The organism is Mesorhizobium sp. M0088 (assembly GCF_040322895.1).
Lineage (GTDB): Bacteria > Pseudomonadota > Alphaproteobacteria > Rhizobiales > Rhizobiaceae > Mesorhizobium.
Genome location: NZ_JAMYUI010000008.1, coordinates 72,670 through 89,189, shown reverse-complemented (window position 1 = coordinate 89,189; position 16,520 = coordinate 72,670). Strand labels below are relative to the sequence as shown.

General features: G+C 63.0%; 13 protein-coding genes. 9 read left to right on the top strand and 4 right to left on the bottom strand.

The window, feature by feature from the left end; genetic code table 11:
- Positions 1–3 precede the first annotated feature (3 nt).
- The 4 genes from NKJ67_RS11650 to NKJ67_RS11635 all read right to left on the bottom strand — a co-directional run bounded on the left by NKJ67_RS11650 (position 4) and on the right by NKJ67_RS11635 (position 4,410).
- The gene (locus NKJ67_RS11650; RefSeq protein WP_127326892.1) at positions 4–732 is read right to left on the bottom strand and encodes an ABC transporter ATP-binding protein; all 729 of its coding nucleotides are present in this window, start codon (positions 730–732) and stop codon (positions 4–6) included.
- Complete coding sequence (locus tag NKJ67_RS11645; RefSeq protein ID WP_352581395.1) at positions 729–1,553, bottom strand: ABC transporter ATP-binding protein; 825 nt, start codon at positions 1,551–1,553, stop codon at positions 729–731. Before NKJ67_RS11645 ends, NKJ67_RS11650 begins: the two co-directional genes overlap by 4 nt.
- 70 nt (positions 1,554–1,623) lie before the next feature.
- Positions 1,624–2,922: an ABC transporter substrate-binding protein gene (locus NKJ67_RS11640; protein ID WP_127380470.1), complete on the bottom strand. Its 1,299-nt coding sequence runs from the start codon at positions 2,920–2,922 to the stop codon at positions 1,624–1,626.
- A gap of 54 nt (positions 2,923–2,976) precedes the next feature.
- A complete protein-coding gene (locus tag NKJ67_RS11635) occupies positions 2,977–4,410 on the bottom strand; it encodes an amidase (RefSeq protein WP_236383173.1) in 1,434 nt (477 codons plus the stop codon).
- 131 nt (positions 4,411–4,541) lie between these two features.
- Here NKJ67_RS11635 and NKJ67_RS11630 point away from each other — a divergent pair, with 131 nt between their 5' ends.
- From NKJ67_RS11630 to NKJ67_RS11590, 9 genes are all read left to right on the top strand, one after another.
- The gene (locus NKJ67_RS11630) at positions 4,542–5,510 is read left to right on the top strand and encodes a LysR family transcriptional regulator (protein ID WP_127811219.1); all 969 of its coding nucleotides are present in this window, start codon (positions 4,542–4,544) and stop codon (positions 5,508–5,510) included.
- 498 nt (positions 5,511–6,008) lie between these two features.
- Positions 6,009–6,986: a cytochrome c oxidase subunit II gene (coxB, locus tag NKJ67_RS11625; protein ID WP_352581394.1), complete on the top strand. Its 978-nt coding sequence runs from the start codon at positions 6,009–6,011 to the stop codon at positions 6,984–6,986.
- The gene (gene ctaD, locus NKJ67_RS11620; RefSeq protein ID WP_352581393.1) at positions 6,983–9,511 is read left to right on the top strand and encodes a cytochrome c oxidase subunit I; all 2,529 of its coding nucleotides are present in this window, start codon (positions 6,983–6,985) and stop codon (positions 9,509–9,511) included. The genes coxB and ctaD overlap by 4 nt, the downstream gene beginning before the upstream one ends.
- Before the next feature lie 7 nt (positions 9,512–9,518).
- Complete coding sequence (locus NKJ67_RS11615) at positions 9,519–9,893, top strand: hypothetical protein (RefSeq protein ID WP_236383169.1); 375 nt, start codon at positions 9,519–9,521, stop codon at positions 9,891–9,893.
- Positions 9,890–10,510, top strand: a complete 621-nt coding sequence (locus tag NKJ67_RS11610; protein WP_292335652.1) for a cytochrome c oxidase assembly protein — start codon at positions 9,890–9,892, stop codon at positions 10,508–10,510. The genes NKJ67_RS11615 and NKJ67_RS11610 overlap by 4 nt, the downstream gene beginning before the upstream one ends.
- 32 nt (positions 10,511–10,542) lie before the next feature.
- Complete coding sequence (locus NKJ67_RS11605) at positions 10,543–11,592, top strand: c-type cytochrome (RefSeq protein ID WP_352581392.1); 1,050 nt, start codon at positions 10,543–10,545, stop codon at positions 11,590–11,592.
- Positions 11,593–11,630: 38 nt separating this feature from the next.
- Entirely contained in the window at positions 11,631–12,965 is a 1,335-nt protein-coding gene (locus tag NKJ67_RS11600; protein ID WP_352581391.1) for a PQQ-dependent sugar dehydrogenase, read from the top strand.
- A gap of 443 nt (positions 12,966–13,408) precedes the next feature.
- On the top strand, positions 13,409–14,389 hold the full coding sequence (locus tag NKJ67_RS11595) for an AraC-like ligand-binding domain-containing protein (protein ID WP_127317809.1): 981 nt from the start codon (positions 13,409–13,411) through the stop codon (positions 14,387–14,389).
- Positions 14,390–14,492: 103 nt separating this feature from the next.
- Positions 14,493–16,520 (top strand): hydantoinase/oxoprolinase family protein, encoded by a 2,028-nt coding sequence (locus tag NKJ67_RS11590; RefSeq protein WP_128309244.1) that lies wholly within the window; start codon positions 14,493–14,495, stop codon positions 16,518–16,520.

The window sequence follows — 16,520 nt, the reverse complement described above, 5'->3', positions numbered from 1 at the left end:
GCGTCAGCCTCCGAGATAGGTTGCGAGGAGTTCGTCGCGCGCCATCAGTTCGGCGGGCTTGCCTGACCAGACGATGGCGCCGTCGTCGAGCAGATGCAGGCGGTCGGCGAGGTCCTCGACCCGGGCCGGGTTCTCCTCCACCAGCAGGATCGTGCGCCCAGCCTTGCTCAGTTGCGAAATGACGTCGTAGACCTGATCGATGATCAGTGGCGCGAGGCCAAGCGACGGCTCGTCGATCAAAAGGATGCGCCCGCCCATCATCAGGCCGCGGCCTATGCCGACCATGCGCCGTTCGCCGCCCGACAGGCTCGAGGCGATCTGGTTGCGACGGTCGGCAAGCTTCGGCAGAAGCGCGTAGACCTCGTCCAGCCGACGCGCGATCTCGGCCTTGTCCGGCGCGAGATAGCCGCCCATCAAAAGGTTTTCGAGCACGCTCATCTGCGCGAACAGCATATCGCCCTGCGGCACGTGGGCGACGCCCAACATCGCCGTCTCATGCGGCTTGCCGGACAGGCGCCGGCCGTCGATGCTGATCTGACCGCCGCGCAGCGGCACCAGGCCGGAAATGGTCTTGAGCAATGTCGACTTGCCATGGCCGTTCGGGCCGACGACGGTGACGAATTCACCGGCATGAACGGTCAGCGAAATGCCCTTGAGCACGTCGAGTCCGTCATAGCCGCAGACGATGCCGTCGAGTTGCAGGACAGGTGGTTTTGCGGCTGCGCCCGTCATGGCGTTCCCCCCACCGCCGGATTCGTCGCGGCAGCTTGCTCATCGAAGAATTTCTTCAGCCGTTTCTGCGTGCCCTGGCCGAGATAGGTTTCTACAACGGTCTGGTCCTCGGCGACCTTGTCCGGCCGGCCTTCGAATATCACCTTGCCATGGTGCATGATGATCACGCGACTGGAGAGCGCCAGGAGAAAGCGCATGACGTGCTCGATCAGGACGATGGTCAGTCCCTGGTCGCGCAGTTTCAGCACCATCGCCATGATCTGGTCGATCTCGGCGACGTTGAGCCCGCCCACCGGCTCGTCGAGGAAGAGCATTTTCGGCCGGGTGGCGATGGCGCCGGCAATCATCAGCAGCTTGCGGTCGAGCACCGGCAGCCGCGCCACGGTCTCGTCGGCCTTGGCCGCAAGCCCGACGAAGTCCAGCGCTTCGATCGTTGCCTGCCGGACATCCTCGCCGAGGCGGAAGCCGGCCAGCCTTCGCCGCTGCCGGCCGAAATAGGCGGCGATCTCGATGTTTTCGCGAACGGTCAAGCTGTCGAAGGCGGCATTGAGCTGGAAGGTGCGGGCGATGCCGAGTTGGCAGATGCGGTCGGCCGGAAGCGCCGAAATGTCGGCGTCGCCGAAATGCACCCGGCCGCCACTGGCCGGCGTGATCCCGGTCACCACGTCGAAGAAGGTCGTCTTGCCGGCGCCGTTTGGCCCACCAATGCCAACGATCTCGCCCGCATTGACCACCATCGACACCCCGTCGACGGCGGCCAGCGAGCCGAACCGTTTGACCACACTGTCACAAACCAGCATCGGACTGGCGGCCTCAGTCATATTTCTCACCCAATGGAGCCGGTCGGGCAAAGGGCCCGGCCGGTGTCGTTGGTTTCATTTCCGCGTCCGGTCACTTGATCCATGGCGGCAGGATGAAGCTGTCCGTGGCATAGAGCACCGGCGCGATCAGCTTCGGATCGGTTTTGTAATCCTGATGCTGCAGGAACTGGTGCGGCATGCCAAGCGACGGATCGGCTACCTGCGTCGGATAGCAGAAGGCCGATTGGCCGGCCGGATCGGCCCGGTAGGTGCCGTTGACCCCGCGATAGACCAGGCGCTTCATCGCATTGGCCACCTTGGTGGTCTGCGCCTTGTCCATCGGTTCGCCTGGACCACCGGCGATTGCCGCGGCAAGCGCCCACATCCACAGGCCGTCATAGGTCTGCGATCCTGTGATGTAGGCCGAGTTCGGACCGAATTTGGCCCGGTAGCTCTCGCGGAACGGCTTGGAGAAGTCGTCCGGCAGGCAGCCGATCACCGTCGAATAGACGACGCCGTTGACCGCCTCGCCGCCGATCTCGCGGAAAGCCGGCAGCGATGGTCCGTACTGCATGTAGATCAGGCTGTTGATCGGCTCGGCGAGGAACTGGACCATGAACTGCGCCAGGTCCTGCGGCAGGAAGTGCGTGACCAGGATCGCCGCCGGCGGGTCCTGGCGGAGTTTCGCCAGCGTCGGTCCCCATTGGTTGGTCGGGAACGGAACGGTCTCGAACAGACTAACCTCGAAGCCGTATTCGGCGGCCTTGTCGCGGATCGCGTTGGCGATGACGATCGAATATTCGTTGGCAGACGGGATGATGGCGATCTTCTTGTTGGGCGCCTTCCATTTGCCGTCCGCGGCAAGCGTCTTGAGGAAGTTCAGGCAGCCCGGTCCATACCAGAACTCCGGCGGATCGCCCTGGAAGGAGCTGTAATAGCGGGCAGGGTCGGTCTTGAACTTCTCATTGTGCGAAATCAGCGTGTTGTAGTGCATCATGATGACGTCGTTGTCGGCGGCGACGTCCATCTCGATCATGTTGGTGCCGAGATTGTAGCCATTGATGATGACCGGCGCCTCGAAACGGTCGATCAGGCGCTGCATCGACTGGCTGACGAGGTCGGCGCCCATTTCCTTGGTGTCTTCGATGTGGATCTCGACAGGCCGGCCGAGAATGCCGCCCGCCGCATTGATCTCCTCGGCGGCAAGTTCGAGACCGTTCTTGAACTCGATGCCGTCGGCGGCGGCGATGCCGGACATCGGCAGGGCCGAGCCGACCGGAATGGGCTTGGTGTCCTGGGCGATCGCCGCAGTGTTCATATCGGCAAGAAGCGCGGCACCGGCCGCACCCGCGCCGACCGCGCCCTGCAGCATTGCACGTCTGTTCATCATGGCAAAGTTCCCCTTTTTGGCGTTGGTTAGAGTCTTTTCTTCATGCGAAATCTTTCACACCAGATCTTTCTGGCGAAACGCGTGGGTCATGGGCACGAAAGCGGCTTCCAGGTCGGCTGCCGCCGAAAGCACGCGGGCATCGTCGCCGCGCGCGCCGATGATCTGGAAGCCGACGGGCAGGCCCACCTCGGTCATGCCGCAAGGGATGACGCAGGCCGGTTGCTGGCTGAGATTGATCGGGTAGCTGAACGCCGCCCATTCGATCCATCGCGAGAGGCCGCTGCCCAGAGGCACTTCAAGGCCAACGTCGAAGGCTGGAATCGATGTCCCCGGCGAAACGATGAAATCATAGTCGTCCAGCAGCCGGTCCATGGCGGCGCCGAATTCGGCGCGCTCCAACTGTGCGGCGACGAGCGTATGGACGTCGAACGCCGCCCCAGCCTGTGCGATCTCCAGGAAGCCCGGATCGATGCCCGCCCGTTCGCTCGGCGGAACCAGCGCCAGCCGCGCCGCGGCGCCGGTGAACCAGTGATGCTGGAACAGATCGAGGAGATCGCCACCGGGAAGATCAATCGGCTCGACCGTCGCGCCGAAGGCGTCGAAACACGTCAAGGCGTGGGAGACGACGGCGGCGATCCCGGAATCCAGCGCTCCTGAAGGCGGCTTCGACCAGTAGCCGATCCGGGCGCCCCGCAAAACTTCTTCGATCCGGCCAAGCGGTGCCAGCGTTCCCACGCCTTGCTGCCAGTCGCTGATATCGCGGCCGGACATGGCGCCGGCCATGACGGAAAGATCGAGTGCTGTCCGCGCCATCGGTCCGATATGGGCGACGGTTCCGAACGCGCTGGACGGATAGGCGGGCACGCGGCCGAAGGTCGGCTTCAATCCGGCGATGCCGGTGAACGAGGCCGGAATGCGGATCGAGCCGCCGCCATCGGTACCGAGATGGAAGACGCCGGCGCCGGTGGCGGCGGCCACCGCCGCTCCGCCGGAGGAACCGCCGGGCGTCTTTTGCGCATTCCAGGGATTGCGCGTGATGCCGCAGAGGCCGCTGTCGGTAATCGCCTTCCAGCCGAATTCGGGCGTCGTCGTCTGTCCGATGAAGACGGTGCCGGCTCTGCGCAGCAGGGCAACGGCGGGGGCATCCTTGTCATAGGCGGCGGAAGTCGTCGTCCTGCTGCCGTAACGCACGCTCCAGCCCTCGACCCAGACGATGTCCTTCAGCGTCGTCGGTATGCCGTCGGCCGCCGACAGCGGCTCGCCTGCCCGCCATCGTTTCTCGGAAGCACCTGCGGCCTCGATCGCACCCTTGCGGTCGATCATGGTGAAAGCGTTGAAAAGCGGATTGATCGCTTCGGCGCGATCCAGCGCCGCCAGCGTCACCTCGACGGGCGACAGCGATCCAGCGCGGTAGGCGGCGCTAAGCTCCGCAGCAGCCAGGCGGCACAGATCATCGGCGTCGGCAATGGGAGACAGCCCATTCGGCATGCAGTTCGAACCCCTCACTTCATGGCCGCTCTTCCGGCAGCCTTGTCAGCCCAGGCAATCTGGCGGGTTTTTTCATCACCATAAAATGTATTGTTGTGGGGAATATTCGCTATTTAATGTAACAAAGAGCCATGAATCTGACCATTCGGCAGTTGCGCTATGTCTGCGAAGTCGCCCGCCTTGGCAGCGTGCTGGCGGCCTCCAGATCGCTCTACATCTCGCAATCCTCCATCCTCGCGGCGATCACTCTGGCCGAGGCCGGGATGGGGGCGCGCATTTTCGACAGGCGGCCGGCGCGCGGCGTCTCCATCACGCCGGCCGGCCAACGCTTCGTCGCCGCCGCCCGCATCATGCTGGCGGCGGAAACGGAGTTCAACCGGTCGATCGGAGACCTCAACGGGCGCGTGCCGAAGGTCCTGCGCATCGGCTGCTTCGAGCCGTTCGGCGCGCTGTTCATGCCGGAGATGCTGCGCAGCTACCTCGACAGCGTCGGCGATGTCGAGATCGACCTTGTCGAGGCCGACCAGGTCCAGTTGCAGGAACGGCTTGTCGCTGGCCAGATCGATCTGGCCATTCTCTACGACATCGGTCCAATCGGTATCGACAGCGTCACCCGCATCTGCAAGGTACCGGCGCATGCCGTGCTCAATGCAGACGATCCCCTTGCCGCGCGCGACGGCATCTGGCTGGCGGAACTGGCGGCACGGCCGCTGGTGCTGCTCGACCTGCCGCACACGGCGACCTATCTCCTGACCCTGTTCGACGTGCTGGCGAAACGACCGGAGGTGCGCTTTCGCACGCGCTCTTACGAAACGGTGCGCTCGGCCGTCGCATCCGGCTTCGGCATGGCCGTCCTCAACATGCGGCCGATCGGTCGCGCCACCGCCGATGGCGAGGAGATCGTTCGAAGACCAATCCTCGATGAACTGCCGCCACCCACGCTGATCGTCGCCGACATGTACGGTTCGGCAAAGCCACTCTTCGTGCGTGTCTTCATCGACATGTTCCATCGCTTTTTCAGCGCGGTGGGCCCTTCGGGCTTTTCGGTGACGACGCCGGAGCGCGAACCTTTTCTACTGGTCGCCAGGGACGATGGCTGAGCCGCCCCCCTGGCGTTGCGGACATTTACAGGACCGGCGTTGCAACCGCGCCGGAGGCGCGGGTTCCTGATCGAGATGTTCGAGATCGACGGGCGGCTCGGCGACAACTCTTCGGTGCGCGCCCACGTTTCACCAACACCAATGCTTGGTCGCCTGCTCGCAGGTTGGAGCGGAGACGGTACTTTTCGAGACGGCTTGGGCACGCCGTCGAACGCCGCAAAGTGCAAGAAATCGCTCGATTGGTCCCGATAGTTGGTGAACCTTAAAATAGGTGGCTGCCTGCTGAGACGTACAAAGGATCGCCGGTATCGAAGCCTACCGGCGCGACAAATGACGAAACCGGCGCACAGATTGCATGAGCACTGGCCATTGCCGTTAAACTGAAGTTTTGGCGCAACCACTCGGTTGCGGGCGCGTTTGTGAGCAAGGGCATCGATTGGAGGGATAGATTCGTCAACAGTTCCAAGCACAAGCGCCCGGATTACGAAACTCGCTGCGGTGCGCTGGCTCGCGCTGTGGTTATGCTTGGGAACCTGTTCCAGCTGCTCGGGAGCCCAGTCGGCGCTTGATCCGGCCGGAGAGGAAGCGCGCCAGATCGCTGACCTTTTCTGGCTCATGGCCATTGCTGGCGGTCTTATCTGGCTGACGGTCATCGGTCTTCTGGTCCACGCGATACGTCATGAGCGCACTCCCATAGACGAGCATATTGCAAGTCGGCTGATTTTCTGGGGCGGGGCAGCCATTCCTTCGCTACTCCTCTTTCTCTTGCTAGGCTATGCGCTTTGGTTGATGCCTGGACTGAGACCTTTCGCACGAGCCGTCGAAGCCGATGGTCTCAGGATCGAAGTGACCGGTGAGCAATTCTGGTGGCGGGTCGCCTACCACCCGGCTGACGGCGGAGTTCCTATTCTTTCCGCCAACGAGATCAGGCTGCCGGTTGGCGAGCGCGTCGAGTTCTTGCTGAAAAGCACCGACGTCATCCATTCCTTCTGGATTCCCGCGCTCGGTGGCAAGATGGACATGATCCCGGGTCGCGTGAATCGGCTCTCGTTGCTGGCGACCAAACCTGGCACCTACCGCGGCCCTTGCGCAGAATATTGCGGGACCTCGCACGCGCTGATGACCTTCACGGCCGTCGCCATGCAGCCCGCTGCCTTCCGGGAATGGCTGGCTGTGCGGGCGAACCCTTCGCCCGGCGCATCCTTGCCCGGACGCGACATATTCCTTCGCAACGGCTGCGGCGCGTGCCACCGCGTTGCGGGCACACAAGCTGAGGGTGGTGTCGGCCCGGATCTCTCGCATATGGGTTCGCGGGGAACGATTGGTGCCGGCGTTTTGCCCACCGACGATGAGGCCGTTCGTAGCTTCATCGCCCATCCGCATTTGATCAAGCCGGGTTCGAAGATGCCCGACTTCAACATGCTGCCCCAACAGGACATCGCCGAAATCGCCGCCTGGCTGAAGGGGCTCGAATGACAACCCTCAAAGCCCGCATAAAGCGAAACGCCTTGCCCTCCGCAGAGAAGATCGAGGAAGAACAGCTGCGCCTCGTCTGGAAGACGCCGATCGGCTGGCGTTACTGGACTTCGGTCAACAATACGCAGGTTGGCCTCTGGTACGGGGGTGCGGCCTTTGCCTTCATGCTGTTTGGCGGCGTTCTGGCGCTTCTTGTGCGCACGCAACTCGCGGTTCCGGGAAACAATTTCCTCTCTGCCGACTTCTATAACCAGGCCTTCACGCTGCATGGCACCGTGATGATGTTCCTGTTTGCCGTGCCTATCTTCGAGGCCGTCGCGATCTTTCTGCTGCCGCCAATGCTCGGTGCGCGTGAACTGCCATTTCCCCGTCTCGGCGCGTTCGGCTTCTGGAGCTTTCTGATCGGCGGTGTCTTCGTTTGCGGTTCGATCTTCTTCGACGCCGCTCCCTCTTCAGGCTGGTTCATGTATCCGCCTCTTGCCACTGACAAGGCATATTCCGGCATTGGTGCCGACATCTGGCTGCTGGGCCTCTCCTTTATCGAAGTCGCCTCCATTGCTGCGGCGGTCGAACTGATCGTCGGCATCATGAAGTGCCGTGCGCCGGGCATGCGCATCAACCTAATGCCACTGTTCGCCTGGTACCTGCTGATCCTCGCGGGCATGATACTATTCGCTTTTCCGCCGCTGATCGCCGGCGACATCCTGTTTGAGATGCAGCGCATGTTCGACTGGCCGTTCTTCGACCCGACGCGGGGCGGCGACCCACTGCTGTGGCAACACCTGTTCTGGATCTTCGGGCACCCCGAGGTCTACATCATCTTCTTGCCCGCCATCGCGCTGATGGCGATGATCGTGCCAACCTTTTCGCAACGTCCGATCGTCGGCTATTCCTGGATCGTGCTTGCCGCTGTCGGCACCGGCTTCCTATCGTTCGGCCTCTGGATCCACCACATGTTCGCGACCGGCCTGCCGCAGATCTCGCTGGCATTCTTCTCGGCCGCCTCGGAAGCGGTCGCGATTCCAACCGGCGTGCAGATCTTCGTCTTCATCGCCACCATGCTGGCCGGACGTGTCATCTTCTCGGTGCCGATGCTGTTCGGCGCCGGCGGGCTCGCTATCTTCGTCATCGGCGGGCTGACCGGCGTGATGGTCGCGCTCGTGCCGTTCGACTGGCAGGCGCACGATACCTATTTTATCGTCGCACATCTGCATTACGTGCTGATCGGTGGAATGCTGTTCCCGCTGGTCGCCGGCGTTTACTATTATTACCCGCTGATCAATGCGCGGATGCTCTCGCCCCGTCTCGGGCGCACCGCCTTCTGGCTGATGTTTGCCGGCTTCAACGTCGCGTTCTTTCCGATGCATCTCAGCGGCCTGCGCGGGATGCCGCGCCGCGTCTTCACCTACCCCGAGGGGATCGGTTGGGACTGGCTGAATCTCATCTCCACGATCGGCGCCTATGTTTTCGCGGCAGGGGTGCTGGTGGTTGTCTTCGATGTTGTACGGCCGAAGCATCGCGAACCCCGCAGCGAGCAGAATCCGTGGAAGGCGGGCACGCTCGAATGGCTGAACGAGCCCGAGGAGAACTGGGGCGTTCGATCCATTCCGATCATCGAGAGCCGGTATCCGCTTTGGGACCAGGCGGATCTGATGCAAAAGGTCAATGAGGGCGCCTATTATCTTCGCAGTGCCAAGGAGAATCGCCGCGAGACGCTCATCACCTCGGTGCTCGACGCCCATCCGCTACAGTGCCAGCGCGTGGCGACATCAACCACGATCACAATAATCTCGGCCGCATTGCTCGGCGGCGTCTTCGTCGCGCTCACCTTCGAACTCTGGATCCTCGCCCTGTTGTCGGGCATCGGTACGCTCTCTGCCGTTCTGTGGTGGCTCTGGACCGGCACCGGCGAAACCCCGGAAAAGAAGACCAAGGATGTCGGCCTTGGATTGCGCTTGCCGCTCTATGCCTCCGGTCCGGATTCTGTTGGCTGGTGGGCGATGTTCATTACGATGGTTGGCGACGGAACTGCCTTCGCCAGCCTCATCTTCGGCTATTTCTTTTACTGGACCATCCATCCCGACTTCACTCTGGGGCAGCCGGGTCCCGGTATGCGGTGGCCGATGATCGCGCTGTCTCTCTTCGTCGCCGCATGGGTCGCGATGCTTGGTGCGCGCCGACTGAACGCAAGCGGGTGGATCGACGGCGCACGCGTTGCGCTTGTTGCCGCGTTTCTGCTGACGCTTGCTGCCTCTGCAGCCGGTTTTGCCGGACCCTGGCAGCATGACATGCAGCCGACCGCGCATGTCTATCCGGCGATCGTCTGGATTCTCGTCATCTGGGCGCTTGCTCATGCCGCGGTCGGATCCGTCATGCAGCTCTATTGCCTTGCGCGCAGCCTCGCCGGTCGCCTGACGCGGGAGCACGACATGGAACTGCACAACGTCGCGCTCTACTGGCATTTTATGGCGATCACCGCTGTCATCACCTTCGCCGTCATCGGTCTTTTCCCGGAAGCGATGTGAGACGGTGATGCGCATCATTCCCAAAGAGGTCGAAACGCTCTGGACGCTCTTCACCGCGCCCGTGATCTGGGCCGGACATTTCCTCGCCTGTTACGCACTGGCCGCAATCTGGTGTGCCAAGCGCGGTGACCTCGGTTTCGCTGTCGTCCAGGCTGGCATAGTGGCTATGACGCTGGGGGCACTCGCGATGATCGTCTTGTCCGGGTGGCTCGCCTGGAGGCAGTGGGGCTTCGGCACGAACGACCCGCCGCACGACGATCCCACAGCGACGGACCGCAACCTCTTCCAGGGGTTTGCCACGCTACTGCTTTGCGGCCTGAGCTTCGTCGCCGTGCTTTACGTGGCGCTGCCGCTGCTCTTCATCGACGGATGCTCCTCATGAGGACGGCAAGCCTGTTGCTGGGCTTCGTCACCCTCGCGCTGGTCTGGGCGGGACCGCTGCTCGATGCGTGGCGTGGCTCGTTCGCGGCTCACATGCTTGCCCACATGGGCGTCGTCGCGATCGCGGCGCCGCTGATAGCAATCGGTATTGCCAGGACGATACGCTCCGTGGCCACCGCCGCTCCCCTTATCGCCTCTCTCGTCGAACTGATTGTCGTCTGGGGCTGGCATGCGCCGGCTGCGCGCCAGTGGGCCGAGACATCGACCATCGCCACCATGATCGAGCAGGTGTCCTTCCTTGGCGCCGGGCTGTTCCTGTGGCTGACGTGCATGGCGCCGCGCAATGCCGATGCGCCGGCTAGGGACGCTGCCGGCGCCTTCGCGTTGCTCCTGACCTCCATCCACATGACGTTGCTTGGCGCGCTGCTCTCGCTCGCCTCGCGACCGCTCTATGGCCTCGGCGAAGTGACGTGCTTCGGCCTCGTGCTCGGGGCGGGGCAGGACCAGGCGCTCGGCGGCATCATCATGTTGATGATCGGCGCTGCCGTTTACCTCGCTGGAGGCGTCTTCCTGCTTGCCAGGCTCCTAGGCGGCAAAACCGAGAGGCTGGCCGGCTGATGCACGTCAACTGGAAACACTTGGCGATAGGCTTGGCGATCTTGCCGGCCGCGGTGCTTTTCGCAACCTGGATCGGCTTCTTCAACGTTGGTGCCTCGACCGGCCACTGGAAGGTGACCGAATGGTTTCTGCACTTCGCGATGCGCTCGGCCGTGCGGACATACGCACTCACGGTCAAGGTGCCGGACGAACTGCCGCGCTACGCTATTCAGCCGGCTGCCGGCCATTTCGCGCGCGGCTGCGCCATCTGCCACGGTGCGCCCGGCGAACCGCGGTCGCCCGCCGTCCTTGCGATGCTGCCGCAGCCGCCGGACCTTGCCGGCAAGGTCGGCGAATGGACGGATGCCGAACTCTTCCGCATCGTCCAGCACGGCGTGCGCTTCACCGGCATGCCGGCCTGGCCGACGCAGCAGCGCGACGATGAAGTTTGGGCGATGGTCGCCTTCCTGCGCGAACTGCCGACGATGGACGAGGCGCGGTGGCGCGACCTTGCTTATGGCAGTAGCGAACCGTCGACTGGCCAAACACAAGGCCTCGAACGCGCACTCGCCGACTGTACCCGCTGCCACGGCACGGACGGGCTCGGCCGGAGCCCCGCAACGCCCGTCTTGGCCTCTCAGCGCGAAACCTATCTTCTTGAAAGTTTGAGAGCCTACGCTGCCGGCCACCGCCAGAGCGGTGTCATGGGAATTTCTGTCACCGCTGTCGACCCTGCACTCCTCGCCGATCTCGCGCGGCATTTTTCCGCGCTGCCTGCGCCTGCAACGTCGACGCAACCGGACCGTGCCCGGATCGCGCGTGCCGATGAGATCGCGCGACGCGGCATCCCGGAGCGCGACGTTCCGGCATGCCTGGGTTGCCACGGTCGTCCGGACCGCAACCCCATCTATCCGGAACTGTCCGGACAGCCCGCCAAATACATTGCGACCCATCTCGAGCTTTTCCGGGAGGAAAAGCGCGGCGGCACGCGCTTCGCCCATCTGATGCGCAACGCTGCTAAAAACCTCTCGGACGAAGATATTGCCGCACTGGCCGCCTATTTCGCGCAAATGTCGCGTGCCGCCGCAACCGGAACGCCCTGATGGCGTTACGTCACTGTCCCAATCCTCGGGAATATCCAATGCGAAAAATTCTGGGCGTCTTACTCGTCATTGTCGCCTTCGTCGTAATCGCGGGGGCGGGCTTGTTCTTCTTCTCGCGCGAACAGGCCAGCGTTCCGATCGAGCAGACCTACGGTCCAAACCCGACGCTTGCCGAACCCAATCCGACCTGGATACCCACGGTCCACGTTGCCGAGGCGACCCCTTGGCCCCAAGGCAAGATGCCGGTCGCCGCCAAAGGCTTCGCCGTCAACGAATTCGCTGGCGGCCTCGACCATCCGCGCTGGCTGCACGTGCTGCCCAATGGCGACGTGCTGGTCGCCGAAAGCAATGCGCCGCCAAAACCTGACGAAGGTTTTTCCATACGTGGCTGGTTCATGAAACTGTTCCAGAGCCGGGCTGGCGCCGAGGTGCGGAGCGCCAACCGTATCTCGTTGTTACGCGACGAGAACGGCGATGGCGTGGCTGAGACCAGGACAGTCCTCCTCAGCAGCCTCTTCTCGCCCTTCGGCATGACGCTGCTCGACGGCAAGCTCTATGTCGCCAATGCCGACGCGGTCGTCGCTTTCCCCTATCGCGATGGCGCCACCGAGATCACTGCTCCGTCCGAGAAGATCGTCGACCTTCCAGCCGGCCGCAATCACCATTGGACCAAGGACGTCATTGCCAGTCCGGACGGAACGAAGCTCTATGCCACCGTGGGCTCCAACTCCAATGTCGGCGAAAACGGCATGGAGGAGGAAGAAGGCCGCGCCGCCGTGCATGAAATCGACCTCGCTACGCGGCAGACGCGGCTCTTTGCGTCGGGTCTGCGCAACCCGAACGGCCTCTCCTGGAACCCTGAAAGCGGGGAACTCTGGGCGGTCGTCAACGAGCGGGACGAGATCGGCAGCGACCTCGTTCCCGACTACATGACATCGGTCAGGGATGGCGCCTTCTACGGCTGGCCCTACAGCTATTTCGGCCAACACATCGATGTCAGGGCGGAGCCACCGCGTCCGGACCTCGTCGGCAAGGCGATCGTGCCCGACTACGCACTCGGGGCGCACACCGGGTCGCTTGGGCTCACCTTCAACACCGCCGACCTGTTCGGCCCGCACATGAAGAATGGCGCCTTTGTCGGCCAGCATGGTTCATGGAATCGCATGCCGCGAAGCGGCTACAAGGTGATCTTCGTGCCGTTTGCCGACGGCAAGCCGTCGGGGCCGCCGCAGGACGTGCTTACCGGATTTCTGAGCAACGATGACAAGGCATTCGGCCGTCCGGTTGGCGTTGCCATCGACCGAACTGGCGCATTGCTGATCGCGGATGATGTGGGCAACAAGATTTGGCGGGTTATCCCGGCGGCCGACTAGGCCGGCGCATCGCTTCGGCGCGTGGAAGGGTTGGGCTCATGCCAAAACGACCGAGGAGCCGAGCGGATCGGCGCCATTTTTGGCGGAACAGGGTTTCTCGGCCGCGGGCTCGCGCAAAGTTGCCTGGCGAAGAAGTTTCGGGTGCGCGCTGTGTCCCGCCATCCTCATCGCGCGAAACCAAACACGGCGACGACCGTGCCCAAGGTGCACGAGCCGGTCGAGGCCGATGCATGGTTCCAATTTGGCTTGCGGTTTGCGCGCCCAAGGCTGGTTTGATCAACTGCACACCAGGACCGTGACGATAACTGAAACCATCGCGAGCTCCGGCCCTTGGGCCAAGCGGCCACATAAGTTTATTCGTTTTTGACCAATACGCGCCGGCGGATTCCTGTAATCTTCAGAAAAACACCGGGCTAACCGGGGCCAACCAGAAAGGTCGGGGAATGAAATACGTCGTCGATACGATCGGCGGTCCCACAGGCGGTGATGCCTGGCAAGCCGCTGTTACCGAAGCCTATTTTCCGCTCGACACCGAGTATCGGAACCGTCGTGAATTTTCGGGCACGCTGGAAACCTTCTCGCTTGGGCTCGTCAGCGTGTCTAAAATGCGCTGCGATGCCGTAAGCTATCGCCGCCATCGCCGCCACTTCCTCAACGAACGTGACGCCAGCCTGCTCATCACCATCCCGGAGATGTCGGAGGTGAATTTCTCGCAAGGGTCGAGGACCGTCAATTGCGGTCCGGGGGGCTTCCTCGTTGAGAGGGGAGACGCGCCTTACGAATTCTGGCACGGCAAGCCAAACGCGCTGTGGGTCCTGAAGGTGCCATCGTCGAGCGTTCGGGCGCGGATCGGGTCTGCCGAACGGCTCAGTGCGCTCAGTTTCGACGCGACCCAGGGCGTCGCCGCGCTCTTCCTCGACACGGTGCGAACCACGATCGGCCATGTCGATGAGATCACTGAAGTCGCTCGTGAGATGATGGGCAGGCACATCCTGGAAATGCTGTGCCTGTCGATCGTGAGCGACGATCGCGTGCTGGACAGCAGCATCTCGTCGATCCGGGCCGGCCATTTGCATCGTGCCGAGCAGTATATTCGCGACAATCTGAAGAATTCCGGCCTCGGCCCGCAGGCGGTGGCCGATGCCTGCGGGATTTCCCTGCGTTACCTGCAGGTTCTTTTTCAGGACAGCAACCAGTCGATCAACGGCTTCATCCGCGACGCCCGGCTTGAACTTTGCGCCGAGGAACTGATGTCGGTGACCAACATCAGCAGCGTTGCCGAGATTGCTTACCGCTGGGGCTTTGCCGACCAGTCTCAATTCTGCAAGCATTACCGGACGCGGTTCGGTTGCGCACCGACCGATACCCGTCGCGAAGCAGCGAACCGGGCAGGCCGCGCTTCGACCTCAAGAGAGCGGCACTAGACCCGGCGAAATCCGGGCCAATTCCATAATCTATTGCGACGCCGCCCCGGCAAGGGCGGCGAAAGCCGGGCCTTGCCCGCAAATATCCCGCGAAGGAACTGTCATGAGCAGAATAAGAGTTGCCGTCGATGTCGGAGGGACTTTCACCGACATCTGCATCATGGACGAAGACAGCGGCGCGATCCGCATCGAGAAGACCGCCTCCACGCCTGACGATCCCATGCAGGCGATCATGAATGGCGTGGAGCAGGGCCGCATCGATCTTTCGGAGGTGACGCTGTTCTCTCATGGTACGACGGTCGCCACCAATGCGCTGATCACCCGCCGCCTGCCACGCACCGCAATGGTCTGCACCGAGGGTTTCCGTGATGTTGTCGAGATCCGCCGCGCCAACAAGGAAGACCTCTGGGACACCTACAAGGATGTCGCCAAGCCGTATATCCCGCGCCGCGACCGGCTGACAGTCCGGGAACGGGTCAGTGCCGAGGGCACGATCCTGGAAGCACTGGACGAAGAGGCCGCTCATCGCGTCGCGGAAATTCTCGTCAAACGGCAGGTCAAGTCCATCGCCGTCTGCTTCATGAACTCCTATGTCAACGGCGCCAATGAGCGCCGCATGCGTGAGATTCTGAAGGAGGCCATGCCGGATCTGCCGGTCTCGATCTCCTCGGAGGTGATGCCGGAAATCTTCGAGCACGAACGTTTTTCCACCACCATGGCCAACGCCGTCTGCGCCCCGGTCGTCGTCGATTACGTGTCGCGTCTCGGAGAAAAGCTCGCGGCCGCCGGATACAAACGAGATCTCCTGTTGCTGCACAGCGGTGGCGGGGTCATGACGCCCGCGAGCGTCAGGGATTTCTCGGCCCGGCTCGCGGGATCCGGCATCGCTGCCGGCGCGATCGCAAGCCGCTTCATCGGAAATCTCTGTGGCTTCCCGAACTCGATCGGCTTCGACATGGGCGGCACCAGCACCGACGTCTCGCTCGCATGGAACGGGGAGTCGCGCATCACAAAAGACTGGTACATCGAATTCGGATACCCCATCCGCTTCCCCTCCATCGAGGTGCTGACCATCGGCGCGGGCGGCGGGTCGTTGGCATGGCAGGACGAGGGCGGCAGCTTGCGCAACGGACCGCAGTCCGCCGGCGCCTTTCCGGGCCCGGCCTGCTACAAGAATGGCAACCGCACCGCCACCAACACCGATGCCAATGTCGTGCTCGGCCGTCTCGGCACCAGCCTTGCGGGCGGCAAGATCACGCTCGACCCCGCCCTGGCCGCCCAGGCGGTGCAGGAGACTGTGGCGACACCCTTCAGCATGGAACTCCACCAGGCGGCCGAGGCGATCATCGCCGTCGCCAACGCCAACATGGGCAATGCCGTGCGGCTTCTCTCCATCAGCCGGGGCTATGACCCACGCGACTTTGCGCTCGTCGCATTCGGCGGTGCAGGCGCTTTGCACGGAGCGGCCGTGGCGAAGGAGCTTTCGATTCCAACCGTGATCGTGCCACCCAATCCCGGCGTCACCTCCGCGCTCGGTTGCCTTCTCGTCGACGTGCAGCATGATTTCTCCGAAAGCTTCATGGCCGATGCTTCGACGGTCTCGCCCGCCGAGATGCAGGCGGCCTTTGTTCTGATGGAAGAACAGGCCGTTGAGCGCCTGACCCATGAGGGCGTGGCGCGCGAAGACATGGCGCTGCAGCGTACGGTCGAGATGATGTACCAGGGCCAGTGGCGCTCGCTCGCGGTGTCAGCCCCGGCACGGATCGAGAGCATCTGCTCGCTGATAGAGGCATTCCACAACGAGCACGAACGCGAGTTCAACTACCGCCGCGAAGAGGCGCCGGTGTCGATCTTCCGCATCGCGGTCAAGGCGATCGGCATCGTACCGAAAGCCGAGATGCCGCGGCATGAAGTCTTGCCTCATGTGCCCGAGCCGCTCGGCCGCCGCGGCGTCTGGTTCGACGGCGTATCTCATGATGCGGCTGTCTATGAACGCGACCAACTCAGGGCCGGCGCTGCCTTTGCGGGACCCGCCATCGTCGAACAGTTCGATTCCACCACCGTGGTTCCGCCGGGAATGAGCGCGACCGTCGACGGCTTCCTGAACATTCTCATCGTGACGAAAGGCTGA